Raw genomic sequence first — 25,768 nt, 5'->3', positions numbered from 1 at the left:
GCCTTCCGGTCGCCAGCCGGTTCGCCGGCGGCCTAGGCCCTACGACACAGCGGAGTCTGCCGACCGCTGGGGCAGTATGGCCGACGCCCCGTTTCCCTCGCGCAGGTATGGGTAGCCCGAACAAGCAACGCGCGGAACCCCCTGTTGCCGAAGGGGTTCCGCGATCGATGACAATGCGGTGCCGAGTTCGTCGGGCACGGCTGGAGTCGTGTCGCCGGAACTGGGCTCGACCCGATGGGAGGAACGATGGCTGGTGCGTGGATGAAGGTTATCACCGCGGCGGCACTGGCTTGCGGCCCCGTCTCGGTCGGCGCAGGCACCGCGGCCGGTGTTCCGCAGTTACCGCCGCCGCCGATCGGCGGTGGGTCCGGCATCGTGATCGACGACGAAGCCGAATGCACGCTCACCACCATCGGCTACGACGCGGCAGGCCGATTGGTAGGTCTGACGGCGGGCCATTGCGGTGAACCGGGAGCGCGCGTCACGTCCGTCACCTATCCCAGCTACGGGGTGCTCGGACGGTTCGTCTACGCCGATCACGAACTGGACTACGCCGTCATCGACTTCGACGCCACGCGAGTGGCTCCGGCCCGGGACGTCGGTGGGTTTCGCATCGAGAATCTCGGCGCTCCCGCGCAGTTCCCCGACATCGTCTGCAAGAAGGGCCGGACCACCGGCCAAACCTGCGGTGTCGCCTGGGGCGACATGATGGGCGACAGCCGGGACACCTGGACCCAGATGTGCGTGCTCAAAGGCGACTCCGGCGCGCCGGTGGTGATCGGTTCGACCCTGGTCGGAATGGTCAACGCCTACTTGGGCATGGGTTGTCTCGGACCCGAAGTGGGAACCGACATCAACGCCATCCTCACCGACATCGACGCCCGCAACGACATAGGCGCCGGATTCCGGCCCATCTGAACTGCATCGCCGAGCAATGCGGGCCTGCGGGCGTGTTCGACCACGCTATGCGCCCGGTTTCAGCGTGGACCCGTTCGGAAATCGAGGACCGCGCATGCGCGGGATACACGGTCAGCGGCGGCAACGGTCTGCGGCCTCCGTGCAGGATGCCCTCGCCGATGTGCGGAAAGAGTGAGCGACGAACCCTGCTCAGCGAGCGACGGATAGGTTCCAGCGTCGTCCGTGCTCGGGCTTGTTCCGGACCTCGTGTGTCAGTGCGAACGCCGCCCAGGCGTCGTCGCCGACTTCGATGGTGACCTGAACTCAGTGCTCGAGCACTTCGAACTGGCGAGCACCCTCCCGGCGGCGGCCGCCGATGTCAGCGGGCGAATCGGCGAGATCATCGACCGCTCGATGTCACACCCCGACGCGCTGTGTCGTCATCGAGGCGAACCCATCCGAACCACCGAGAAACCGGGAAATCGCCATGAGCACCGCATATGTCGTCGTCACCATCGCCGCTGCCGCCTGGGTCGGCTTCTCGGCGTTCTCGCTGCTGCGGCGGGCAGCGTTCGTCGTGGACCCGCTGGTGGAATACGGTGTGCCGCAATCGTGGTGGACCCCATTGGGATTGGCCAAGGCCGCCGGAGCGCTCGGGTTGCTCGTCGGCCTCTTCGTTCCCGCGGTCGGAGTCGCCGCGGCCATCGGCCTGATCCTTTACTTCGCAGGCGCGGTGATCACTGTGCTGCGGGCCCGCTCGTACAAGACCGTGGCGTTTCCGATGCTGTACTTGATTCCGGTCGCGATCGCGCTGGGGCTGGGCGTCACCGCGTAAGGAAGACGACGGCACCCCGCGAACCGGGTCCCGGTGGACCGGCGCGGGGTCCGGCGTGTATATCCGCGCGCGAGCCCGATGGTCCCGCCGAACTGCCCCACCGTAGGCATAGACGAGGTCACCACGGGTACGAAGCAATCATCGAAACCGGTGGCGCGTCTGGCTTGACGCATCTTCAGCGCCTCCGCGACGTCGACCTTGCCGACGAACTCGGCCCACCCTTGGGCCACCGGCCTACGCGTTGAACGTCTCCGAGGACTGACGGCGCTTACCGTCGGGATCGCGGGAGTAAAAGCAGCCTGTAGACGACGCGGCAAGCAGGTGCAGCGGCCGTGTGCACTTTCCGGGTCGTCGGAAGGTACGTCGCGGTTGATGACCACGGTGCCGACACCAGGTCCGTACCAGGCGGCCGGAACCACCGTGACCTGGCTGTTTGATTGAGCCGCCTGGGGGAATCGAACCCCCGACCTTTTCATTACGAGTGAAGCGCTCTACCGACTGAGCTAAGGCGGCGTGCCTTTCGGCCAGGGCAGTCTATCGTCTCTTCCGCCCGATCGCGAAAACGGGTGGTCACGGTCATTGTGCGCGGGCTGCGATGAGGGCGGCGGCCATGGCGGCGAGGGCGAAACGGGGTTTGACGTTCTGGTCGAGCGCGGTGCGACAGGCGAGAACGGCCTCGATGGACTTCAGCAGGCCCTCCGGGCGCATGCGGTCGGCCAGATCGTGGATCTCGTCGGTCAGGTCGGGGTGGGTGAGCGCTACGCCGGAGCCGAGCCGGGTGGCCCCGAACCGCACCGCGAGCGCGTCGCGATAGACGCCCGCGACGTCGATCAGGGCGCGATCGAGGGCGTCGCGGCCGGTGCGGGTGGCGCGGGATTTCTGCCGCCGCTCGAGGTCCTTGAGCACGCCCGCGGAGCCGCGGGTGGCGCTGGCCGCGCCCTTGCCGGTGCCGCCCGCGCCGAGCGCGGTGGCGAGTTCCTCGCGCTCACGTTCGTCGCGGACCGCGCTCATCTGCTTGGCCTCGTCGTCGGCCGCGCGCACCAGCTCGTCGGCGGCGGCGTAGGCCGCACCGGGCTTCCCGACGGCCGTGACCAAGGCCAGGGCCCGCTGCCTGCGGGCTCGCGCCTCCTCGTCGGTGGCGAGCCTGCGGGCACGGCCGACATGCCCGCCGCTGATGGACGCGGCCCATGCCGCGGTCTTCTCGTCGAGGTTGTCACGCTCCCGCAGCACCCGCGCGATGGCGGCCACCGACGGCGTCACCAGGTGCACATGCCTGCAGCGGGAGCGCAGCGTAATCGAGATGTCCTCGGGGTCGACCGAGGGCGCGCAGAGCAGGAAGACCGTCCGGTCCGGCGGCTCCTCGACCACCTTGAGCAGCACATTGCCCGCCGCCTCGGTCAAGCGGTCGGCATCCTCGATGACCACCACCTGCCAGCGCCCGGTGCTCGGCCTGCGCGAGGCGACCTGCACGATCTCGCGCATCTCCTTGGTACTGATGCTCAGCCCCTCGGGCACCACCCGGCGGACGTCGCCGTGCGTGCCGGCCATGGTCGTGGTGCAGGCGTGACACCTGCCGCACCCCGGCGTGGCCGGGTCGGTGCACTGCAGCGCCGCCGCGAAACACAGCGCGGCGACGGATCTGCCCGACCCGGGCGGGCCGGTGAACAACCACGAATGCGTCATCGCGCCCTCGACCACACCGGCGCGGGCCGCGACGGCGGCAGCCGTCAGCTCGGACTCGACCGCCTCCTGGCCGACCAACCGATCGAAGACTCCCGCCACGGCGTACACCCTAGCCGCCCCGGCCGACATCTCCAGGGCCCGCTTGTGCGCCCGCCGGGTCGCCAGCACGCGCAGCTCGGCAGGGATGGTGCGCGGCCCTCCACTGATCATCGAGATCGGCGGGCCAGAGGCGGACAACGGCGAGCAGGCCGTGCGGATGACCCGCTGTCTGCGTCCCGACGTGGTGCTGATGGACATCCGCATGCCCGTCCTCGACGGCTCGGCCTGCCTTCGAGGTGGGTCGGGGCATGGGGGCGGGAAACCTGGTCGCGGCCCTGCGGCCGCGCGGTGGACTCCGCGCCGGCCCCGATCGGCACGCTGTCGTGCCGGGACGAAGCGCGTTTCCCGCTGTGTTCCGGTGGCGTGGCGTCGAGGCCGCCGCTGTGGACGGACGCGACGTCAGGGGACTCCGCGGTTTCCGCGCCGGTTGCCGACTCGCGCAGCAGCCGCGGCACCAGCGTGAGGGTCAGCGCGCCGCCGCACGCCGCGGCGACGACCAAGGTGACCCAGCAGGTCCATGCCCGCCCGAGCCGAGCACACGCTCGGCCACATATGCGGCGGTTCGCGCCGATGCACCGACAGGCTCGGTTCGAATCGGGGAATCGATGACGGAACGACGCGAGCGGCTGTAGCCGGACTTACTCGCCCGCGCTGGCGACCACTCCCCGCAGACGCCCGGTCTCGGCGCGGCGCACGGCAGCCCGGGCTGCCTGTCAGCCCGAGGATGCCGCGGCAGTACTCGGCGTAGACGCGGGACTAGGAAGCCCGCTGCCGCGTGCTGTTCGCCCCGTCCAATTCCTCACGGATGATGTCGGCGTGCCCGGAGTGATGCGCGATCTCCCGCAGGATGTGCAGCACCGTGTAGCGCACCGACTGCCAGATCCGCTCCGGAGTCCACGGCGTTGTCGGGGTGGGGATCGAGGTGTCGAGACTGTCCACCGAACGGATCAGCTCCGCCGTCGCCGCGGCGACCTCGTCCCACGTGGCCAGCAGTCCGGCCACGGTCTCGTCATCCGCCATGACGTATTCGGCGGCGAATTGCGAGACATCCAGCTCCGCGTTCTCGTCGCGCCGCACGATCACCGACGTCCAGTGCCGTTCGCAGCTGACCAGGTGGTGCAGCAATCCGCCCAGGGTCAGCTCGCTCACCGTGGTCCGCCGCCGCGCCTGCTCGTCATCGATGCCGCGCAGCGTGATCCGGAAGAGCTCGCGCTGGTCGGCGAGCATCGCGATCAGATCCTCGCGCTCCTGTTCGGTACTCATGGCGCTCAGGCTACGGCCACGAGCCGCGAACTCACGACTTTCCGACGCCGGCCTTCTTCGCCGCCGCCTTCTGCGCGGTGGTCTTCTTCGCGACCGTCTTGGTGGCGGTCGCCTTCTTGGCGGCGGTCTTCTTCGCGGCGGTCTTCTTGGCGGGCGCCTTCTTCGCCGCGGCTTTCTTCGCGGTCTTCTTCACCGGCCCGCGCGCCCGCCGGTCGGCGAGCAGCTCCATGGCCCGCTCCGGGGTGATCGATTCGATCTCGTCGCCCTTGCGCAGCGTCGCGTTGGTCTCGCCGTCGGTGACGTACGGACCGAAGCGGCCGTCCTTGATCACCATCGGCTTGCCGGTGGCCGAGTCGTTGCCGAGTTCCCGCAGCGGAGCGGCGCTCGATGCCTGCCGTCCACGGCGCTTCGGCTCGGAGTAGATCTTCAGCGCCTCTTCCAGCGTGACGGTGAAGATCTGATCCTCGGTGTTCAGCGAACGCGAGTCGGTGCCCTTCTTCAGGTAAGGCCCGTAACGTCCGTTCTGCGCCGTGATCTCCTCGCCACTGGCCGGGTCGGTACCCACCACGCGCGGCAGCGACAGCAGCTTGAGCGCGTCGTCGAGCGTGACGGTGGCCAGATCCATGGACTTGAACAGCGAACCGGTGCGCGGCTTGGGCGCCGCGGCCTTCTTCGCGGTCTTCTTGGCGGGCTCCTGGCCCTCCTGGGCCTGGGGTTCGGGCAGCACCTCGGTGACGTAGGGACCGAAACGCCCCTCCTTGGCGACGATTTCGTGCCCCGACTCCGGATCGACGCCGAGCGAGCGACCTTCTTGCGGCGTCGCGAACAGTTTCTCGGCGACCTCGGGCGTCAGCTCGTCCGGCGGAAGATCGTCCGGGAGGTTGGCCCGCTGCGACACCGCATTGCCTTCGGGGTCATCGGGATCGGTGACCATCCGCTCCAGGTAGGGCCCGTACTTGCCGACCCGGACGACCACGTCGCGCCCGGCGGCGTCGGTGAACAGCTTGATGGAGTTGATCTCGCGGGCGTCGATGTCGTCGAGCCGGTCCCCCACCATCTTCTTCAGACCGCCGGACCGCGCGACCGAACCCTCGACGCCGTGCTCGCCGCCGAAGTAGAAGCTGGACAACCAGTTTCCGCGCTGCTCGCGCCCACCGGCGATGGCGTCGAGGTCGTCCTCCATGGCGGCGGTGAAGTCGAAATCGACCAGCCGGCCGAAATGCTCTTCCAGCAGGCCGATCACGGCGAACGCCACCCATGACGGCACCAGCGCGCTGCCGCGCTTGTAGACGTAGCCGCGGTCGAGGATCGTCTTGATGATCGACGAATACGTCGACGGACGGCCGATGCCGAGTTCTTCGAGCGTCTTGATCAGCGAAGCCTCGGTGTAGCGCGCGGGCGGATTCGTGCTGTGCCCATCGGGATTCAGCTCGACCGCGGTGACGGCCTGGCCTTCCTCCAGCGCGGGAAGCCTGGACTCCGCGTCGTCGGACTGCCCGCCCGCCTCCTCGTCGACGCTCTCCACATAGGCCTTCAGGAAGCCGGGGAAGGTGATGGTGCGGCCGGAGGCGGAGAACACGCACTCCTCGCCGGTGCCCGCGACGCCGGTGATGCGCAGCGTGAGCGTGGTGCCCCTGGCGTCGGCCATCTGGGAGGCGACCGTGCGCTGCCAGATGAGTTCGTAGAGGCGGAACTCGTCGTTGTCCAACCGCGCGTGCAGTTCGCCTGGGGTGGCGAAGGTGTCGCCCGCCGGGCGGATCGCCTCGTGTGCCTCCTGGGCGTTCTTCACCTTGCGGTTGTATTGCCGCGCGGTCGGGTGCACGTACTCCGAGCCGTAGAGCTGAGTCGCCTGCGCGCGCGCCGCGGCGATGGCCGACTCCGACAGCGTCGTCGAGTCGGTACGCATATAGGTGATGTAGCCGTTCTCGTACAGTCGCTGCGCGACCCGCATGGTCCGCTCGGAGGTGAAACGGAGTTTGCGTCCGGCCTCCTGCTGCAACGTGGAGGTCATGAACGGCGGATAGGGCTTGCGGGTGTACGGCTTGGCCTCCGCCGATGAGACCACCAGATCGACGCCGTCCAGCGCCTCGGCCAGGCGCCGCGCGTAGCCTTCGTCCAGTACGACGACGCCGTTGGTGGACTTCAGCCTGCCGTCCGAACCGAAATCGCGTCCGGTGGCGACCCGCGCGCCGTCGACGGTGACCAGTCGCGCGCCGAAGGTTCTCGGGTTGGTGGCGTCGCTCCCCTCGCCGTTGCCCGCGTCCAGCTTGGCGGCGATGTCCCAGTACTCGGCCGAGCGGAACGACATCCGCTCACGTTCGCGCTGCACGATCACCCGGGTGGCCACCGACTGCACGCGGCCTGCCGACAGCCGCGGCATGACCTTCTTCCACAGCACGGGACTGACCTCGTAGCCGTAGAGCCGGTCCAGGATGCGGCGGGTCTCCTGTGCGTCGACCAGATCGTTGTCGAGGTCGCGGGTGTCCGCGGCGGCCGCCCGGATGGCGGGCTCGGTGATCTCGTGGAACACCATCCGCCGGACCGGGACCTTGGGTTTGAGCGTTTCCAGCAGGTGCCAGGCGATCGCCTCGCCCTCCCGGTCGGGGTCGGTGGCCAGGTAGAGCTCGTCGGCGTCCTTCAACAGACTCTTCAGCTCGGTGACCTTGGCCTTCTTGTCCGGGCTCACGACGTAGATGGGTTCGAAGTCGTTGTCCACGTCGACGCCGAGGCGCGCCCAGGACTGGCCTTTGTACTTGGCCGGGACATCGGCCGCGCCGCGCGGCAGATCCCGGATATGGCCGACCGACGCCTCGACCGTGTAGTTACGACCGAGGTATGGCGCGATCTTGCGGGCCTTGGTCGGGGACTCGACGATCACGAGACGACGCAGGGGACGACCCTGGTCGGCTGCACCGAGGTCTCGTGTTGCCACCGGCGAATACACCTTTCCTGATCGACCCGCGCTGCGTAGTTTCCCGCTGCGCGCGGCTGGGGCGAGCGGCTGCGACGGCTGAACGTCGCACCAGACACGTTTATACCGTGACGCCGCGTGTGGTCGAGTGCTTGCGACTCGAACCACCGAGCGTACGCCCGTGAGTTCGAATCAGTATGCCTTGCCGTTTCGCCACACCTGCGCCGCGGCATGCTCGGCGGACCGTTCCGCCGGCGCACACGGGCCGTGACTACCCCAGATATAGCTCGTCCCTCACCCCGTTGCCGGTGGTGAGGGACGAGCTGTGGATCCTTGCGCCGCTCAGCTGAGCGCACGCACTCCGGTGGCCTGCGGGCCCTTGGTGCCCTGGCCGACCTCGAACTCGACCTTCTGGTTCTCCTCGAGGGTGCGGAAACCCGAACCCTGGATCTCGGAGTAGTGGACGAAGACGTCAGCGGAGCCGTCCTCCGGCGCGATGAAGCCGAACCCCTTCTCCGCGTTGAACCACTTCACAGTTCCCTGTGCCATTCTGTTCCTTCTCTTTTCTTACCGGAACGGCGGACAACTGGGTTCGTCCACCGGGTCCGTTGTGACCGCTGTACTGTTGGTTCCCCCTGCAGGAAAGCACCAAGCACACCGTTCGCAACATCGATCCTGCTGACGGTTTGGACTTTGGATCCGTCCCTCGAACACAGAAGCTTGCGACCAGGAACCAGTGAACCATGTCTTCGGGCAATTCAACAGTCGAGTTACCGACAATTTGCAAAAAAGTTGATCTTGCGAATGCGCAGGTGAGGGACACAATGGCGGAATCCAGACTTGGGGTTCGTTTGCCTGGTGATAACCGAGTGGACGTTCGGCAAAGAAGCTGTGACCCAGGTCGCTATTGGGTATCGAAATGGCAGGTGGCGGGTCCCGGACGCACACGTTTCACACTCGCCGAGCGTGTTGCGGGGTTCGCGGCGTGAATCCACGAGACTCCGCGCTGCGCGGGCGGCCGGGAACCGAGCTCGGCTACGGGGCATCGTTGCTGAATCGTGTCCTAGCCGGGGGGCCCGACGGCGACCCACGGCTGACCCACGTGGCCGAGTTGCCCGCGCGCGCCGCCGAGCACTCCGCGTGGCCCACGTGGGCCTCGCCGGAAGTGATCGCGGCATTGCGCGAGACGGGCGTCGCCGCGCCGTGGCGCCATCAGGTGGAGACCGCCGTGGAAGCGTTCCACGGGCGGCACGTCGTCGTGAGCACGGGGACCGCCTCCGGCAAATCGCTCGGTTACCAGCTTCCGGTGCTCACCACGCTGCAAGCGGACCCGAAGGCCACCGCGTTGTATCTGTCGCCGACGAAGGCGCTCGGGGCTGATCAGCTGCGCGCGGTCGGCGCGCTGACCCACGAAGGCCCGTTGCGCGATGTCCATCCGGCCACCTACGACGGCGATACGCCCGCCGAGATCCGGCAGTGGGTACGCGCCAACGCGCGCTGGGTTTTCACCAATCCGGACATGCTCCACCTGGGCATACTTCGGTCGCACCAGCGTTGGGCGCGGGTGCTGCGCAGGCTGCGTTATGTGGTGGTGGACGAATGCCACGCCTATCGCGGTGTGTTCGGCTCGCACGTCGCGCTGGTGCTGCGCAGGCTGCGGCGGATCGCCGCACGGTACGGCGCCGACCCGGTGTTCGTGCTCTGCTCGGCGACCTCCGCCGAACCGGCGGCGGCCGCGTCGCGCCTGATCGGCGCGCCCTGCACCGCGGTCACCCGGGACGGATCACCGCGGGGGCCGCGGACGATCGCCCTCTGGGAGCCACCGTTGCTCACCACCATGACCGGCGAGAACGGCGCCCCGGTGCGCAGACCCGCCACCGCGGAGGCGGCGCGGATCATGGCGGACCTGGTGGCCGAAGGCGCGCGGACCTTGACTTTCGTGCGCTCCCGCCGGGCCGCCGAGCTGACCGCGATGGAGGCCAAGCGACTTCTGGACGAGGTCGATCCGGATCTGGCCGTGCGTGTGGCGTCCTACCGGGCGGGTTATCTCGCGGAGGATCGGCGTGAGCTGGAAGCGGCCCTGTCGGAGGGATCGCTGCTGGGCGCCGCGACCACCAGCGCGCTGGAACTCGGCGTCGACATCGCGGGACTGGATGCCGTGGTCATCTCGGGTTTTCCCGGAACGGTCGCGTCGTTCTGGCAGCAGGCCGGGCGGGCCGGACGACGCACGCAGGGGTCGCTGGTGCTGCTGGTGGCGCGGGACGATCCGTTGGACACCTACCTGGTTCACCACCCGGAAGCGCTGCTCGGCAAGCCCGTCGAGGCCACCATCACCGATCCGCGCAATCCCTACGTGCTGGGTCCGCAACTGCTGTGCGCCGCACTGGAGCTGCCGCTGACCGACGCGGAGGTGGACGAGCTCGGCGCGCGCGAAGTGCTGGCGCAATTGACCGCGAAAGGGCTGATCAGGCGGCGTGGAGCGGGAGAAAGCGCACGCTGGTACGTGACCGCGGAGACGCAGCCGCACGACGCGGTGGACGTCCGAGGTGGGATCGGCGCCCCGGTGGCCATCGTGGACGGCGAGACCGGCAGGCTGCTCGGCACCGCCGATGCGCGCCGGGCGGGGGCGACGCTGCACCCGGGCGCCGTGCACCTGCACCAGGGCGAGACGTACGTGGTCGATGAGCTGGATCTCGACGACGGCGTCGCCTTCGTGCACGCCGCGGAGCCCGGGTGGACCACCAGTGCGCGCCAGGTGACCTCGATCGTCATCGACGCGGTCACCGAGCGACGCGCCCACGGTCACGTGACGGCCGGCTTGGCGCGGGTACGGGTCACCAGCCAGGTGATCGGCTATCTGCGCACGCTGATCACCGGCGAAGTACTCGACCTGGTCGAACTCGACCTGCCGCCGCAGACCCTGCCTACCAGGGCGGTCATGTACACGGTGACACCCGAACTGCTGGCGCTTGCGGGGATCGAACCCCAGGATGTCCCCGGAGCGCTGCACGCGGCCGAGCACGCGGCCATCGGCCTGTTGCCCCTGGTGGCCACCTGTGACCGGTGGGACATCGGCGGTGTATCCACCGCCGAACATCCGGATACCGGCCTGCCCACCGTCTTCGTCTACGACGGCCAAGCCGGTGGAGCGGGATTCGCCGAGCGCGGCTTCGCCCGACTGCGGCAGTGGCTCACGGCCACCCTGTCGGCCATCGAGTCGTGCGGCTGCGCGGCGGGCTGCCCGTCTTGCGTCCAGTCACCCAAGTGCGGCAACGGGAACCACCCGCTGGACAAGGCGGCAGCGGAACGCCTGCTCACCGCCGTGCTCGCCGAACTGTCCGCCGGTGCGGACGTCCCGCTCGATTCGTGACGACGCAGAGCCGGACATGTGACCAATTGTCGACCTTGCCAGCGCGCACGCTGGGAAGGCTGGGATACCTCCCAGTGGAATGACACCGCTTCACCCCTGACGAATAAAAAGGAATAGATTCATGTTAACTAGACTATTGCCACCACCCCGATTGCGGACATGCGCATTCCTTCGTTTTCCATATCCGGCTCGCGCGGGTAATTCCGCGAGCCCGCTGATAAACCGGCCGGTAAATTTCCGATTTCCGCTACTGGAAGCGACGCGGAGCCTACCGTGTATCGAACTCCTTCACTCTTCAACCGGTCCGGCCCGCGCGCTCGCCCGAACGATCCGATCGCCATACAGACCTATTGGTACATTCCTTTCCACCGCCACGGTGGCGTCCCACTGCGCCGCCTCGCAAACACGGATTCGCGTGCCCATCCGCCGCGCCACCCGGTCCGCCTCATCACATGCGGCTTCGACGCCATCGACCAAGGCGCCCGCCGCGGTCAGCGCCGCCAGATCGGCGGCCGCCTGCGCCCGATGCCGCGCCACGACCACGGCTCCCACCTGCGCGATCAACAGCGTCACCCCGATCAGGGCCACCAGCGCCGAGCATGCGAACACGGTGGCCAACCCCTGCTCGTCGCGCCGCAGCGCGGAGAACGCACACCCCCTCATTCGGTGGCTCCGGGCTCGAGGGTCGCGACCGCCTCCGCGCGCAGGGTGAGCAGCGGCAGAAGCGGGGTGCGTGCGGAAACCACGGCAATCGCGCGAGCGCCCTCGATGCGGACGGTGATGCCGGCCGATGGCGGGGCGATGCGCTCGGCCGCTGGACGGGCGTTTGCGTGATCGCCCCGTGCGCTCAGGCGGGCGGCCTCGCGGGCGGCGTCGACACAGCGGACCTGCGCCGACGCCGCCAGCAGAGCCCCGAGGCAGAGCACTACGGTGGCGACGACCGAGATCAGGGCGAGCGCCGCCTCGATCGTCACCCCTCCCCGATCGTCCCCGAGCCTCGGTGCGGCAACGGCTACACCGCTGTGTTCAGCGCCCGGTCGATGATCTTCGTCAGCGCGTTGACGATGCTGTCGCCCGTCACCACCCCGTACAGCACGGCGCCGAACGCCGCCGCCGCGATCGTGCCGATCGCGTACTCCGCCGTGCTCATGCCGTCCTCCGCGACCATCGCCCGTAGCGTTCGCGCGCGCAGGCTCATATATACAGCCCGCATCTTGCGGCCCACGGACTTCGCGACCCCCTGGATACGCACCCGATTCCTCCTTTCCGGCCCGTGCGGCCGATCCGCACGAGCACGCCTTCTCCGATGCAGTGCGCGCGGCCGCCCGAACACGGTCTCGATCGCTTCGGTCCGCAACGGACCGCAAGCGCGCGCCGAGCAGCGGCAGCGCCGGGGCGTGGCCCGCTGTCCTGACGAACGTGGGCCCGCCCGTGCGCCCTTCTCCCGATGCGATCCGAGGGATGGCCCCGCGCGAGGGTCGTCCGACCGCCGGCCCTCGAATCTGCGCGATGGGCCCGCGCGAACGCCTCCACACCATGGGCGGCACGGTCAGAGCCTGGGGCGCGGTTACAGCAGGCCACCATCGAGCACCTGGCCCGCCAAGCCGATCACCACCGGCACTATGCCGAGGCAGACGAAGGCCGGGAGGAAGCACAGTCCCAGCGGGCCGCCGATGAGGACGCCCGCACGCTCCGCCTTCGCGGCGGCGATGTCCTCGACCGCGGCTCTGCGCTGCTCGGCCAGCTCGGTCACCGCTGCCGCCAGCGACGACCCGGACCGCGCCGAACGGCGCGCCATCCGGGCCAGCGACTCGATCTCCTTGGCCCCGGGACGTCCATCCGCATCCCGCGCCACCTGTTGCCAGGCCACGGCCGCATCGGCGCCCAACGCGAGCAGGTCCGCGGCCCGCCGCAGTGCTTCGCCGAGCGGTTCCGGTGCTTCGGGCGCCACTGCGCGCGCCGCGCCCGCCATCGGCAGCCCGGCACGCAGACAGGCGGCAAGCAGGTCGAGAACCGAGGCGACAGCCAGCGGATCGGGCGCCTGATTCGCACGGCGCGGCGCATCGGCGGGCGCCTTGTGTGTCCGGCCGAGAGTTCGCAATCGCCTGCTCACGGCAACCCGTCCTGGCACCGTCACGAGCGCGGCTGCCACCAGCAGCAATGACAGTGCCGCCCCAGGGGTGAACGCCATCGTCAGCCTTCCTCAGCGATCCTGTTGTGCGACGACCTCGTACGCGCCCCGCCGTCGGGCCGCGTGACGGCACACCGCACGCCTCCGGCACGCCTGCGCCTGCACGTGCCGGGCTTTCCAGCGCGAGGGCGGCGGCACGTGCCCGGCTTCCCAGCGCGAGGGCGGCGGCACGCAGGCGACCGCCGAAGAGCCGACCGATGCGGCGGACCAGCATTCGCCGCAGTCCAAGAGCCTCCCCCGGGCGACGACTTCGCCGCGCCCCACCACGCGCGGATACGGCAGACACAACCCTTGGAACCGGCGTGCCCGCAAACCGCCCTTCCTCGCCGACCGAAACCGGCCTCGTGTGCGGAAACTGTTCCGACCGTCCTCGGATCGCCATCGGAAATAACCTCATAGCAGGCCCTTTCGAGTGATGGCGTCGGTCCACAGCAAGCCGGCGCAAGCCAGGCCTGCGCCGAGCGGCAACAGCACCGCCCCTGCGGACGAGGCGAACAGAACGTGCAGCGGCGCGGCGCCCATCAGGTGGCCGAGGGCGATGCCGAGCAGCGGCAAGCCCGCCAAGACCGCCGCGGTGGCCCGTGCGCCGGCCAGCGCCGCGGTGGTGCGGCCATGGAATCGAAGACGCCCCGCGAGATCGGTCCGCGCCGCCGACAGCAACTCGGCCAGGGCCAAGCCGTGCCGCTCGGCCACCTGCCACGCCCCGGCGACTCGGGAAAGTTCCACGGCGATCGGCGAACCCGGCCTGCGCAGACCCTCCGCCGCCGAGCCACCGAGTCGGCTGCGGGCGGCGCCGACGGTGAACGCGCGGGCCGACTCGCCCCATCCCTCGCGTGCGGCGGTCTCGGCGGCGGCGCTCGGATGCGCCCCCACCCGCAACTCCGCGATCACCGCCTCCAAGGCATCGAGCAGGTGGCCTTGCTCGGCCTTCCTGCGCCGCTCGCCTGCCGCCCGGCGCGTTCGGAACTCGGCCGTTCCGGCGACCAGGCCGGCCGCGAGGAAAGGGCCTGCGCCGAAGAGGATGAGCACACTCACGACGCCCGCGCCGGCACAAACGCGAAAAATCATGGCTTTGCCCGGCATTCGATACTCGGCCCGCCCGGTGAACAACTGCCCGAACCGCCGGTGCGACCGGGGCGCGGGGACCATGACCAACGCCAGCGCCAGACACAACACCGCGCCGCTCACCGGTCCAGCCGTTCCGCGAGCAGCGTGGACAGGTCCGCTGCGGCGGGGGCCGCACCGGTGGCATGCCAGGCGGGCGTGATCCGCACGCTCCCATCGCCGGTGCGGTGCACGAGCCCGACCTCGCGCAGCCCGCGCGAGCCGTCGGATCGGCGGTGCACGTGCAGGACGACCTGCACCGCCGCGGCGAGTTGACTGTGCAGAGCCGCTCGATCCATGCCGCCGAGAGCGGCGAGAGCCTCGAGCCGGGCGGGGACTTCCTGTGGCGAGTTGGCGTGCACGGTGCCCGCCCCGCCGTCGTGTCCGGTGTTCAACGCGGTCAGCAAGTCGACCACCTCGGCGCCCCTGACCTCGCCGACCACGATCCGGTCCGGCCGCATGCGCAGCGCTTGCCGGACCAAGTCACGCACGCTGACCTCGCCGACGCCTTCGACGTTCGCGGTCCTGGCCACCAGCCGGACCACGTGCGGATGCGGTGGCGCGAGTTCCGCCGCGTCCTCGACGCAGACGATCCGCTCGGCCGGGTCCACCGTGGCGAGCAGGCCGGACAGCAGCGTCGTCTTCCCCGCGCCGGTGCCGCCGACGACGAGAAACGCCAGCCTCGCCCGGACTATCCGTTCCAGCAGTCGTTTCGCGTCGGCGGGCACCGAACCAGCCGCGGCGAGCGCATCGAGCCCCTGGGTAGCCGGACGGAGTACGCGCAACGACAGGCAGGTGCCGCCATGCGAGACGGGCGCGAGGACGGCATGCAGGCGGACGCCGAACGAATCACCCGATACCGCACCGGTTCCGGTCAGCCTGCCGTCCACCCACGGTTGCGCGTCGTCGAGTCGTCGTCCCGCCGACAGGGCCAGGCGCTGGGCCAGCCGCCGGACCGCGGCCTCGTCGGAGAAGGTGATCGAGGTCTTCTCCAGTCCATGCCCGCGATCGATCCACACCGCGTCCGGACCCGTCACCAGGACGTCGGCGACATGGGGATCGTGCAGCAGCGGCTCGAGTACGCCCGCGCCGGTGAGTTCGGTCTGCAACAGCCGCAGGGCACGCAGCAGGTCGGTGTCGCCGAGCACCCCGCCCGCTTCGGCCCGGATCGCCGCGGCCACCTGCGCCGGATCCGGGTCGCCCGTCTCGCCCGCCAGGCGCTCCCGTACCCGGTCCAGCAGTTCGCTGGTCAGTATCGCGCTCATCTCCCCCTCCTCAGCGCCTCTGCCCCGGTGGTGCGCTCAGTACGCCGAGCACGGCGTCGGCGGCGTCGCGCAGCGGCCCACGGCGGCTCACCGACATCCCGCCGCGCTCCAGCCGGTGCGCGAGACCGGTCTGGGCGCGGACGGCGGCGAGCAGCGGGAGATCGAGCACTTCGGCGACCTCGGCTGCGCGCAGGCCGCCGGGCGCAGGGCCGCGAACGATCAGGCCCTGGTTCGGGTTTCGCCGCGCGATATGGGCGGACACCGCTTCGGCGGCGGCGACCGCCCGCAGCCGCGCCGGGACGACCAGAACCACGAGGTCCGCCGAGTCGAGCATCTGGTCGGCATGCGGTCCGCGCTCACCGGAAACATCGCAAACTACGAAATCGCCTGCGGCACGGCCTGCTTCGATGACAGCGCGAACCGCGGGCGCGCCGAGCTCCCGTGGCAATCGTCCCGCACCGCAGCGCCCGCAGGACAGCACCGCGAGTCCCTGCGCCACGACGGGCAGGGCGCCGTGCAGCGCGGTCGCGGACACGCGGCCGTCCTCCACCACCAGGTCGGGCCAGCGCAGGCCAGCCGCGTTCTCGATACCGAGCAGCAGGTCGAGGCCGCCGGCGAAGGGTGCGCCATCGACCAGCAAGGTCTCGCGCCGGAACCCCTCCGCGGCGGCGCGCAACGCGACCGCGGCGGCGAGGATGGACGCTCCCGCCCCGCCGCCCGCGCCGACCACGGCGACCACCACGCCGTCACCCGCACGCAGCTCGCCATACTCAGCAAACATCTCGATAAGCCCCACCGCCGCGCCGGGCAGTGCGATAGCCCGCTCCGCGCCGACCGCGGCAGCGGCCTGCCAGTCGAGCAACCCTGGTTCACCGTCGGTTACCACTACGACGCCGGCACGGCGCAGGTAGCCCGCGGCCGCCGCTTCGCGCGCCGCGTCGGTGTCCAGGATCACCAGCGGGGCGCCTGTCCAGGCATGTCGGCCGACGGGCCGGGACCGCTCGTCGAGCGGCCGTTCGGCGGCCGCCGCGATACGCCGGACTTCGTCGCGCAGGCGGTCGTCATCGATGAGCACGAGGGCGGGCGCAGGGCCGCCCGGCTCCGATGCGTCGAGGTTCATGCAGGTCAGCGTCGCTGAACGCGGAGAGGGACAGAAGGGGCGATGTGCCGAATGTGGACAACTCCGGGGTTGTGGACAACCAAGCCGACTCGGCGCCCTGCCACACTGTCCCTGAAATAGAGGACGGCCCCAGCCGGGGGGGGAGGAGGCTGGGGCCGTCGGGTTCAGCCCCGGGGGGTCGGGCTGAACGCGCCTGGACCATGTCCAGGTGCCAGCAATACTACACCCAAGCCCCGGCCACAACGCAAGTCTGCCGACGGACATCTTTGTGGCCGTCGTGGCTTCGGCGTCTGCGGGGCAAACCTCGGCGCCGCGCCGTCCGCAGCCGCGCCACCGCACGCGCCACTCGTGCCGACCGGCGGCGTCGCGGTCCGGCCGCCGCCTATCCGTCGCCGATCGAAGGGCAGCGCGGCCACAGAAGAGGCGCGGCGGGGCGGATCCGCCCGTTCACCGGGCCACGCCTGGCGCCACAGAGGAAGCACGCGCGCCGAACGTTGTGGCTGCCATTCCTCTCCCGCGTGCGGCCGGTCCACCACCGGGCGCGACCGCTCCCGAAGCCGCACCACGGCCGACGCCCGGCCGAGCGGATGCCATACCGCCGCCTATCCTGATCGAGTGGACAAGCCAGCCACTACCGGCGGACGCGTCGCGGCCTTCTTCGATCTCGACAAGACCGTGATCGCGAAATCCAGCACGTTCGTGTTCAGCAAGCCGTTCTACGCACAGGGGCTGCTGAATCGCCGCGCCGTCCTGGAGAGCAGTTACGCCCACTTCCTGTTCCTGCTCTCCGGCGCCGACCACGACCAGATGGAACGGATGCGCGCCCACCTGACCAGCATGTGCGCGGGCTGGGACGTCGAACAGGTGAAATCCATTGTGGCCGAGACGCTGCACGAGCTGGTCGATCCGCTGATCTACGCCGAGGCGGCCGACTTGATCGCCGACCACAAGATCCGGGGGCACGACGTGGTGATCGTCTCGGCCTCCGGCGAGGAGATCGTCGGTCCGATCGCCGAAGCGCTCGGCGCTTCCCATACCGCCGCCACCCGGATGGTCGTGGCGGACGGAAAGTACACCGGCGAGGTGGAGTTCTACTGCTACGGCGAAGGCAAGGTCACCGCGATCGAGAAACTCGCCGCCAGCGAGGGGTACGACCTGTCCCGCTGCTACGCCTACTCCGACTCGATCACCGACCTGCCGCTGCTCGGCGCGGTGGGGCATCCCACCGCGGTCAACCCGGATCGCAATCTGCGCCGCGAGGCGACCGTGCGCGGCTGGCCGGTCCTGACCTTCTCCAACCCGGTGTCACTGTGGTCGCGCTTCCAGGCGCCGTCCTCGACGACGCTCGCGGCCACGGCAGCGGTCGGCGTGAGCGCCGTGCTCGCCGGAGCGATCAGCTACCGGATGTTGCGCCGCAAGCGCTGAGATCCGGACGCGGGAGCGTCCCGCCCGAGACGCGGTCGCTGGATGATTGCGGGGGCTTCGCCGCCTGAACAGGCGGTGCGGCGGACCAGGCATTTAACCACGAAACGCCGACAAACACGCCGATTATTCAATGTTTTGCGACCACTTGATGTGAGTGCAGTCACAGTGTAGAAAGGTAACTACGGAAGGGCGGAAGGCCAAGGCAGCACCGGAAGAGAAGGTACTGTCTCCCGACTGTTCTTCCCAGCACGGGCACCAGGCACCCACGCGGAGCGCGCCGCGACAAGGGCAGAAGCGTTGTGGGCCTGCGAAATTCGGATAGTCGACGGCGAAGGCCTCGCACAGGTTGCGGGGATGAACCGGCCGATGTTCGGATTCTCGCCGAGGCCGCAGAACACAACCCACCTAGCACGCTTGGTAACCGGGTAGTCCGTGCTAGCGGGCGGTGAGGTCGACAGACAACGCCGCCCGCTTTGATGTGTTCGGGGGGTTATCCCGCCGCCGAGTCGGCGATCGATGTGGCCTCGCGGGCGCCGTCCTCGAACGCCCCGCAGCAGAAGATCACCCAGCCGCCGACGGCCTCCGGGTCCCCGGTCCCGAACCCCGCGGCCGCGTCGAGGTACGCCTGCCGCCTGCGCAACCAGAACACCTCCGGCACGCCGAGGCTGTGCGGGTCCAGCCCACTCGACACCGCGACCAGCCGGGACGCCGCCCGCGCCACCACGCCGTCGGCCGTTCCGAACGGTCGCAACGCCAGTAGCTCGCCGTGTACCACGGCGGCGAGCACCGGCGCGGGCGCTCGCGAACCGACCACCGTCTGCGCCAGCAGATCCAGCCGCTGCGCCACACCCGCGTCGCCGCGCGGCCTGCCGAGCGACTCCTCCTGCCGCACCAGATCGGCCGCGGCCAGCAGATGCAGCCGCGCCAGCGCCTGCAACGGAGCCCGTTCCCAGGTGCTCACCAGATTCCGCAGCGCGTCTGCGTCCAACGCCTGCCCGACGCGCAGCGAGCCGGCCAGGATCGGATCGGCCACGCGGCCGTCGGCGGGAATGTCCGTGCTGCCGCCGTCGATGGCCGCCGAGGATCTGGCCGCGCGCACCGCGGCCTCGGCCGCCGTGGTCGGCCACCCACGCCGGTTCGCTTTGTGCCGGTGCACCTCGGCGAGCGCGTCGCGGGCACGGTCGGCCGCGTCCCGGACACCGGGGAGATCGACGAGAGGCTGTAGCGGATCGGTCACGGCATACGAGGCTACTTGCGCACGCGCGGACCGATCCGCGCGCCCGGCCCGCTATCCGGCCAGCAGATCGCGTCCCGGAATCGCGTCGAGCAGCTTGCGGGTGTATTCCTGCTGGGGACGGTCGAACACTTCGTCGGTCGTCGCCGCCTCGACCACCTCGCCGCGCCGCATGACGAGCACGTCGTCGGCGATCTGCCGCACCACGGCCAGATCGTGCGTGATGAACAGGTACGCCAGCCCGAGCTCGGCCTGCAGCTCGTTGAGCAGCCCCAGGATCTGGGCCTGCACCAGCACGTCGAGCGCGGACACCGCCTCGTCGCACACCACCACCTCGGGCCGCAGGGCGAGCGCCCGCGCGACCGCGACGCGCTGACGCTGCCCTCCGGACAACTCGCTGGGGTAGCGCCGCAGCACCCCGGCGGGCAGCGCGACCTTGTCGAGCAGTTCCCGCACGGTCGCCTCGCGTTCCTCGGCGGTTCCGATCCGATGGGTGCGCAACGGCTCCTCGATGGTCCGGTAGATCGTGTACATCGGGTCGAGAGAGCCGTAGGGGTCCTGGAAGATCGGCTGCACTCGCCGCCGGAACGCGAAGGCGCTCTGCCGGTCCAGGGTGGCCACGTCTTTGCCGTCGAACGTGACCGTGCCGGAGGTGGGTGCGAGCAGTCCGAGCACCATCTGCGCCACCGTCGTCTTGCCCGAACCGGATTCGCCGACGATCGCCGTGGTCGATCCGCGCCGCAGCCGGAACGACACATCGTCCACCGCGACGAACTCGGTCGACTTCCACGGCGCGCGATCGCGAACGCGGAACGTTTTCCTCAGGCGCTCGGCTACCAGCACGTCGTCCGTTTCCGCGGCGACCTGCACGGCCTGCGCGTGGATCTCGGCCCGGCGCCGCACCGCCGACCGCCGTCGCGCGGCCAGCGACGGCGCCGAACTCACCAACCGCTTGGTGTACAGATGCTGGGGATCACGCAGAATCCGCAAGGCGGGCCCGGACTCCACGACGCGGCCGCGATACATCACCACCAGGTGCTCGGCCCGCTCCGCCGCCAAGCCCAGGTCGTGGGTGATCAGCAGCACCGCGGTGCCGAGTTCGGCGGTGAGCCGTTCGAGATGGTCGAGGATCTGCCGCTGCACGGTCACGTCGAGCGCCGAGGTCGGCTCGTCGGCGATGAGCAGTTTGGGCCGGCAGGACAGGCCGATGGCGATCAGCGCGCGCTGGCGCATGCCGCCGGAGAACTCGTGCGGATATTGGTGCACGCGTCGTTCGGCGTCGGGCATGCCCGCTTCCGCGAGCAGCTCCACCGCTCGCCGCTCGGCGGCTTTACCCTTCGCGATGCCGTTGGCCTCCAGCGTCTCGCGAATCTGGAAGCCGATCTTCCACACCGGATTCAGGTTCGACATCGGGTCCTGCGGGACCAGGCCGATGCCGCTGCCACGGACCGCGACAATCTCTCGTTTCGAGGCCGCCGTGAGTTCCTTGCCGTCGAACTTGATCGAGCCGGAGGTGATCCGGCCCGTGCCGGGCAGCAGATCGATGATCGCGTGGGCGGTGGTCGACTTCCCCGAACCCGACTCACCGACGATGGCCACGGTCTGCCCCGGATAGACCGACAGGCTCACACCCCGGACCGCGGGCGCGGGCTTGCCGTCGGCGGTGAAGCTCACGTTCAGATCGGTGATCTCCAGCAGCGGCCGGTCGCCCTCGCTCATCGCTTCCTCGCTTTCGGATCGAGGGCGTCGCGCACGGCGTCACCCAGCATGATGAAGCTCAGCACGGTCAGCGCCAGCGCCGTCGCCGGATAGAACAGGATGGGCGAGGTGCGGATCTCCTTCTGCCCGGTGGCGATGTCCGCGCCCCAGGACACCACGGTGCGCGGCAGACCGACGCCGAGATACGACAGCGTGGCCTCGGTGACGATGAAAACGCCCAGCCACAGTGTGGTCACCACGATCAGCGGCCCCGCCGCGTTGGGCAGCACGTGGCGCAAGAGCGTCTGGATTCTGGAGACGCCCAATGCTTTCGCCGCCGTGACGTAGTCGCTGTTCTTCGCTTGGATCACCGCGCCGCGGGCGATCCGCGCCGCCTGCGGCCAGGTGAACAAGGCGAGGATGACGATCACGGTCCAAACCGTGCGGGCGTCCAGCAGCTGCATGATCACGATCGCGGCCAGCATCAACGGAATCGCGTAGAAGATCTCCGCGATCCGGGAGACGACCGAGTCCAGCGGCCCGCCGTAGAAGCCCGCCAGCGCCCCGAGCGTTCCCCCGATCAGCACGAACAGCAAGGTCGCGCCGACTCCGGCGAGCACGGAAGCCCTGGCTCCGTAGAGGGTGCGGGCGTAGATGTCGCATCCTTGCTTGTCGAATCCGAACGGGTGGCCCGCGCTGCGCGGGTCCATGCTGAAGTCGCCGTTGCAGTACCGGGGGTCCTGATCGGTGAACAGTCCCGGCCAGATCACCACGATCAGCACGAACACGATCAGTACGGCCGCGACGACGAAGATGGGGTTGCGCCGCAGCTGTCGCCACGCGTCGCGCCAGAGCCCCGACGGCGCTCCGGCATCCAGGACGGCGTCGGTGGCCAGCACCTCGACCTCGTCGGGCGGCGCGACGAAGTGCTCCTGGCCGCGGCGCGGGCCCTCGGTGGGGTCAGGCATAGCGGATCCTCGGGTCGAGTGCGGCGTAGAGCAGGTCGACGATCAGGTTGGTGAGCAGGAAGATGACGATCAGCACCGTGACGAAGGAGACGACGGTCGGGGGCTCGCCCCTGGTGATGGCCTGGTAGAGCGTGCCGCCCACGCCGGGGATGTTGAAGATGCCCTCGGTGACGATCGCGCCGCCCATCAGTGCGCCCAGATCGGCGCCGACGAACGTGACCACCGGAATCATCGAGTTACGCAGGATGTGCACGATCACCACCCGTGGCCTGCCCAGACCTTTGGCGGTCGCGGTGCGCACGTAGTCGGCGGACATGTTCTCCGCCACGGAATTCCGGGTCAAGCGCAGGACGTAGGCGAACGACAGCGAGCCGAGCACGAACGCGGGCACCAGCAGTTCGCCGACGGTCGCCTTCCCGGAGACGGTCACGGGCGCGATCCCCCACTTCACACCCAGCAGGAACTGCGCGAGGAAGCCGACCACGAAGACCGGAACGGCGATCACGACCAGGCTGACCACGAGCATCGCCGAGTCGAACAGCTTGCCTTTGCGCAGCCCGGCGACCAGCCCGAACAGCACGCCGAACACGGACTCGATCAGCACCGCCATGAACGCCAGTTTCAGCGTGATCGGGAACGCGCGCGCGAGTTCGTCGCGCACCGGCCGGCCGGAGAACGCCGTGCCGAAGTCCAGCGTCACGATGCCCTTCAGATACAGCAGGTACTGCACGAGGAAGGGCTGGTCGAGGTGGTAGCGAGCCCGCAGTTGCGCCTCCACCGCGGGCGTCATGGGCTTGTCCCCGGCCAGCGCGTGAATCGGGTCGCCCGGCACGAGGAACACCAAGGCGTAGACGAGCAGGGTCGCACCGAGGAACACGGGGATCATCTGAAGCAGACGCCGCCCGACATACCAGGCCATTTCGCCTCCTGAACAGGACCGCCGAGCGTCCGGCGGACGCCAGGCGGCCGGCGGCTACTTCTCGATGTTCTCGAAGTCGAACAGACCGTTCCAGGCGAGTTCGGCTTTGCGCACCCGGTCGGAGCGACCCGCGGCGGCCACGTAGTCGAACACCGGGATGTCGGCCAGATCCTTGATCAGCAGGGCCTGGGCCTGCGCGATGATCTTGTAGGACTCGTCCTGGCTCGGCGCGGCCAGGGCGGCGTCGAGCAGGCGGTCGAATTCCTGGCTCTTGTAGTCGACGTTGTTGGTGTCGGAGTAGCTGTAGTACTGCGAGGTGAGGAACTGCAGCATGGTCGGGTAATCACCCTGCCAGCCGTAACGGAAGGCTTTGTTGATGGTGTGCGCGTTGACCTCGTCGCGGATGTTCTTGAACGTCGGGTACGGCACGCCGATAGCGTCGATGCCGAGGGTGTTCTTGACGCTGTTGGCCACCGCCTCCACCCAGGCCTGGTGGCCGCCGTCGGAGTTGTAGGCGATCTCGTAGCGGCCCGACCACGGCGCGATCGCGTCGGCCTGCGCCCAGACCTTCTCGGCCTCGTCGGGGTTGTACTTCAGCACCTCGGAGCCGGGCAGGTTCGGGTCGAAGCCGGGCAGCGTGCTCGCGGTGAAATCGCGCGCGGGGATCCGGGTGCCGTGGAAGATGTTCTGCGCGATCTGTTCCCGGTTGATCGCCATCGAGATCGCCCTGCGCCGCAGCAGCCCTTCCTGGCCTGCGAAGTGCGCGACGTTGGATTGGATGCCGATGTGCTGGTTCTGGGCGGTGGGCTTGGTGATCGCGCGGTCGCCGAGATCCTGTTCGTAGGAGGTGAGCGCGCTGTCGGGCACGGTGTCGAGCGCGTCCAGGTTGCCCGCCTGCAGATCCGCGTAGGCGGTGTCGAAGGACTGATACATCACGAATCGCAGCCCTTTGTTCTTCGCCGGACGACCGCCGGGATAGTCCGGGTTGGGCACCAGGTCGATCTTGACGTTGTGCTCCCACGCCCCGGGCCTGGCGAATTTGTAGGGCCCGTTGCCGATCGGGTTCTCCCCGAACGCTTTCATGTCCTTGAACGCCGCCTCCGGCAGCGGATAGAACGGCGCGTACCCGAGTTCGGTTTCGAAATCGATCGATGGCGCCTTCAGTTCGATGGTGAAGGTCCGGTCGTCGATCACCTTCAGACCCGACATCGTCTGTGCCGTCGGCTTTTCCGCGGACACCTCGTCGAAACCGACGATGGGACCGAAGACGTAGCTCTGCAACTGCGCGTTGCCGCCGAGTGCGCCGTAGTTCCAGGCATCGACGAACGACTTCGCCGTCACGGGCGTGCCGTCGGTGAACTTCCAGCCGGGTTTGATGGTCACCCGGTAGTTCTTCCGATCCGTGGTCTGGATCGACTCCGCCATCTCGTCGTGTGCCTTACCGTCGGCGTCGTAGTACTTCAAGCCCGCGAACAGCCGGTCGACCACGCGCCCGCCCATGTTCTCGTTGGTGTTGGTGGGCACCAACGGATTTTGCGGCTCACCGCCGTTGACGGTGACGATGTCGGCGTCGGCCCCGTCGCCCGAGGAACATGCGGACAGCCCGAGGGTCGTGGCCAGCACGACTGCCGCCGTCAGCGCCATCGCTCTGTGGAATCTCAACGCGTCCTCCCGGTGCGAGAAGGGGGGAGCCGATCGGCACCCGCGGGAGGCCCGTCAGCGCACGCCGACACGATCCCCCTGTGTGGTTGGCAGAGTAGCCACCGGCGCGGGCACTGTCACCTGATTGATCCGGGTTCGTCGCACTTGTTACCGATCCGGCAACACTGCCGAAACACCTCGAGTTCGGTGCGGAAACGTCCCCGCGGCCGGAATATCGCCTTCGTCGAGGCGACCTTCTCGAACCGACGCGCGGCGGCGGAACCCGGTCGGCACACCCCACGCGGTATGGGTCACAGTTTATTACTGTCGAACTTGGCTGCGTCGAATCGTGCGCTCAGGCTACGTGGAAAGAAGAGACGAGATGACTGAAACCAGCGCCGACCACCGGGACTCGTACCCGCCGACCGCGGAGTTCGCCGCCCAGGCGAACGCGAGCGCGGCGCTCTACGAGCGGGCGGCGGCCGATCGCGACGCGTTCTGGGCCGAGCAGGCCCGGCGGCTGCACTGGGACGAACCGTTCACCCAGGTGCTGGATTGGAGCGAAGCGCCGGTGGCGAAGTGGTTCGTCGGCGGCAAGCTCAACGTCGCCTACAACTGCGTGGACCGCCACGTCCTGGACGGACACGGCGACCAGGTCGCCATCCACTGGGAAGGCGAACCCGGCGACTCCCGCGCCATCACCTACCGCGAACTGCTCGACGAGGTCTCCCGCGCCGCGAACTACCTCACCGAACTCGGCTTGGAGACCGGCGACCGGGTGGCGATCTACATGCCGATGGTGCCCGAGGCCATCGTGTCCATGCTCGCCTGCGCCCGCCTCGGACTCACCCACTCCGTCGTCTTCGCCGGATTCTCCCCCACCGCCCTGCGCCAACGCGTGGACGACGCCCGAGCCCGCCTGGTGATCACCACCGACGGCCAATGGCGGCGCGGCAAGGCCGCGCCCCTGAAGGAAGCCGTCGACGAGGCCCTCTACGCCCACGGCGACACCCCTTCCAGCGTCGAGCATGTGCTGGTGGTGCGCCGCACCGGCATCGAAGTCCCCTGGACCGAAGGCCGCGACCTGTGGTGGCACGACACCGTCACCCCCGCCTCACCCCACCACCGACCCCAACCCTTCGACG

The 25,768-nt window shown here is 69.2% G+C and carries 21 protein-coding genes, 1 tRNA gene and 1 pseudogene; 6 read left to right on the top strand and 17 right to left on the bottom strand.

Annotation, left to right across the window (positions count from 1 at the left end; genetic code table 11):
- Nucleotides 1-246 precede the first annotated feature (246 nt).
- Nucleotides 247-918, top strand: a complete 672-nt coding sequence (locus U3653_RS28490) for a chymotrypsin family serine protease (protein WP_435406594.1) — start codon at nucleotides 247-249, stop codon at nucleotides 916-918.
- 466 nt (nucleotides 919-1,384) lie between these two features.
- Complete coding sequence (locus U3653_RS28485) at nucleotides 1,385-1,732, top strand: DoxX family protein (RefSeq protein WP_195077979.1); 348 nt, start codon at nucleotides 1,385-1,387, stop codon at nucleotides 1,730-1,732.
- Between the two features lie 440 nt (nucleotides 1,733-2,172).
- On the opposite strand, the gene U3653_RS28480 is transcribed toward U3653_RS28485, so the two are convergent.
- Both U3653_RS28480 and U3653_RS28475 read right to left on the bottom strand, forming a co-directional pair.
- Nucleotides 2,173-2,245: transfer RNA gene (locus U3653_RS28480), tRNA-Thr, on the bottom strand.
- 63 nt (nucleotides 2,246-2,308) lie between these two features.
- The gene (locus U3653_RS28475) at nucleotides 2,309-3,544 is read right to left on the bottom strand and encodes a DNA polymerase III subunit delta' (protein ID WP_435406596.1); all 1,236 of its coding nucleotides are present in this window, start codon (nucleotides 3,542-3,544) and stop codon (nucleotides 2,309-2,311) included.
- 79 nt (nucleotides 3,545-3,623) lie between these two features.
- Here U3653_RS28475 and U3653_RS28470 point away from each other — a divergent pair.
- Nucleotides 3,624-3,749: pseudogene (locus U3653_RS28470) on the top strand (response regulator); the annotation flags it as partial.
- Between the two features lie 521 nt (nucleotides 3,750-4,270).
- On the opposite strand, the gene U3653_RS28465 reads toward U3653_RS28470, so the two are convergent.
- The 3 genes from U3653_RS28465 to U3653_RS28455 form a co-directional block, all read right to left on the bottom strand.
- Complete coding sequence (locus U3653_RS28465; RefSeq protein WP_195077978.1) at nucleotides 4,271-4,777, bottom strand: mycothiol transferase; 507 nt, start codon at nucleotides 4,775-4,777, stop codon at nucleotides 4,271-4,273.
- Nucleotides 4,778-4,808: 31 nt separating this feature from the next.
- Nucleotides 4,809-7,655, bottom strand: coding sequence for a type I DNA topoisomerase (gene topA, locus U3653_RS28460; protein WP_323124588.1), 2,847 nt, complete (start codon nucleotides 7,653-7,655; stop codon nucleotides 4,809-4,811).
- A 375-nt stretch (nucleotides 7,656-8,030) separates the two neighbouring features.
- Entirely contained in the window at nucleotides 8,031-8,237 is a 207-nt protein-coding gene (locus U3653_RS28455) for a cold-shock protein (RefSeq protein WP_011206895.1), read from the bottom strand.
- 436 nt (nucleotides 8,238-8,673) lie between these two features.
- Here U3653_RS28455 and U3653_RS28450 point away from each other — a divergent pair, with 436 nt between their 5' ends.
- Entirely contained in the window at nucleotides 8,674-11,058 is a 2,385-nt protein-coding gene (locus U3653_RS28450) for a DEAD/DEAH box helicase (protein WP_435406592.1), read from the top strand.
- Between the two features lie 288 nt (nucleotides 11,059-11,346).
- Here U3653_RS28450 and U3653_RS28445 read toward each other — a convergent pair whose 3' ends face one another.
- The 7 genes from U3653_RS28445 to ssd form a co-directional block, all read right to left on the bottom strand.
- Nucleotides 11,347-11,721 carry an Rv3654c family TadE-like protein gene (locus U3653_RS28445; RefSeq protein ID WP_195077975.1) on the bottom strand — a complete coding sequence of 125 codons (375 nt, stop codon included), beginning with the start codon at nucleotides 11,719-11,721 and terminating at the stop codon, nucleotides 11,347-11,349.
- A complete protein-coding gene (locus tag U3653_RS28440; RefSeq protein WP_195077974.1) occupies nucleotides 11,718-12,032 on the bottom strand; it encodes a TadE family type IV pilus minor pilin in 315 nt (104 codons plus the stop codon). Before U3653_RS28440 ends, U3653_RS28445 begins: the two co-directional genes overlap by 4 nt.
- A 38-nt stretch (nucleotides 12,033-12,070) precedes the next feature.
- Nucleotides 12,071-12,271 carry a DUF4244 domain-containing protein gene (locus U3653_RS28435; protein ID WP_323124586.1) on the bottom strand — a complete coding sequence of 67 codons (201 nt, stop codon included), beginning with the start codon at nucleotides 12,269-12,271 and terminating at the stop codon, nucleotides 12,071-12,073.
- Nucleotides 12,272-12,625: 354 nt separating this feature from the next.
- Entirely contained in the window at nucleotides 12,626-13,249 is a 624-nt protein-coding gene (locus U3653_RS28430; protein WP_195077973.1) for a type II secretion system F family protein, read from the bottom strand.
- 393 nt (nucleotides 13,250-13,642) lie between these two features.
- Complete coding sequence (locus U3653_RS28425; RefSeq protein ID WP_195077972.1) at nucleotides 13,643-14,437, bottom strand: type II secretion system F family protein; 795 nt, start codon at nucleotides 14,435-14,437, stop codon at nucleotides 13,643-13,645.
- Nucleotides 14,434-15,618 carry a TadA family conjugal transfer-associated ATPase gene (locus tag U3653_RS28420; protein ID WP_195077971.1) on the bottom strand — a complete coding sequence of 395 codons (1,185 nt, stop codon included), beginning with the start codon at nucleotides 15,616-15,618 and terminating at the stop codon, nucleotides 14,434-14,436. The genes U3653_RS28425 and U3653_RS28420 overlap by 4 nt, the downstream gene beginning before the upstream one ends.
- 10 nt (nucleotides 15,619-15,628) lie before the next feature.
- Nucleotides 15,629-16,738, bottom strand: coding sequence for a septum site-determining protein Ssd (ssd, locus tag U3653_RS28415; RefSeq protein WP_195077970.1), 1,110 nt, complete (start codon nucleotides 16,736-16,738; stop codon nucleotides 15,629-15,631).
- A 615-nt stretch (nucleotides 16,739-17,353) separates the two neighbouring features.
- On the opposite strand from ssd, the gene U3653_RS28410 reads away from it, so the two are divergent.
- Nucleotides 17,354-18,163, top strand: a complete 810-nt coding sequence (locus U3653_RS28410; protein WP_195077969.1) for an HAD family hydrolase — start codon at nucleotides 17,354-17,356, stop codon at nucleotides 18,161-18,163.
- Between the two features lie 490 nt (nucleotides 18,164-18,653).
- Here U3653_RS28410 and U3653_RS28405 read toward each other — a convergent pair whose 3' ends face one another.
- From U3653_RS28405 to U3653_RS28385, 5 genes are read right to left on the bottom strand one after another with little or no spacing between them, the layout of a single operon-like run.
- Nucleotides 18,654-19,400 (bottom strand): Fic family protein, encoded by a 747-nt coding sequence (locus tag U3653_RS28405; RefSeq protein WP_195077968.1) that lies wholly within the window; start codon nucleotides 19,398-19,400, stop codon nucleotides 18,654-18,656.
- Between the two features lie 51 nt (nucleotides 19,401-19,451).
- Nucleotides 19,452-21,116: a dipeptide ABC transporter ATP-binding protein gene (locus U3653_RS28400; protein ID WP_195077967.1), complete on the bottom strand. Its 1,665-nt coding sequence runs from the start codon at nucleotides 21,114-21,116 to the stop codon at nucleotides 19,452-19,454.
- Nucleotides 21,113-22,063 (bottom strand): ABC transporter permease, encoded by a 951-nt coding sequence (locus U3653_RS28395; RefSeq protein ID WP_195077966.1) that lies wholly within the window; start codon nucleotides 22,061-22,063, stop codon nucleotides 21,113-21,115. Before U3653_RS28395 ends, U3653_RS28400 begins: the two co-directional genes overlap by 4 nt.
- Complete coding sequence (locus U3653_RS28390) at nucleotides 22,056-22,982, bottom strand: ABC transporter permease (protein WP_195077965.1); 927 nt, start codon at nucleotides 22,980-22,982, stop codon at nucleotides 22,056-22,058. Before U3653_RS28390 ends, U3653_RS28395 begins: the two co-directional genes overlap by 8 nt.
- A gap of 54 nt (nucleotides 22,983-23,036) precedes the next feature.
- On the bottom strand, nucleotides 23,037-24,626 hold the full coding sequence (locus U3653_RS28385) for a peptide ABC transporter substrate-binding protein (protein WP_195078384.1): 1,590 nt from the start codon (nucleotides 24,624-24,626) through the stop codon (nucleotides 23,037-23,039).
- Between the two features lie 379 nt (nucleotides 24,627-25,005).
- Here U3653_RS28385 and U3653_RS28380 point away from each other — a divergent pair.
- Nucleotides 25,006-25,768, top strand: a 763-nt coding sequence (locus tag U3653_RS28380) for an AMP-binding protein (protein ID WP_195077964.1), incomplete at its 3' end; no start/stop codon positions are given.

This window comes from Nocardia implantans, from assembly GCF_035544775.1.
In the GTDB taxonomy this organism is placed as follows: Bacteria; Actinomycetota; Actinomycetes; order Mycobacteriales; family Mycobacteriaceae; genus Nocardia; species Nocardia implantans.
The sequence above is the reverse complement of the archived record's forward strand: the minus strand, read 5'-3'. Positions and strand labels throughout refer to the sequence as shown.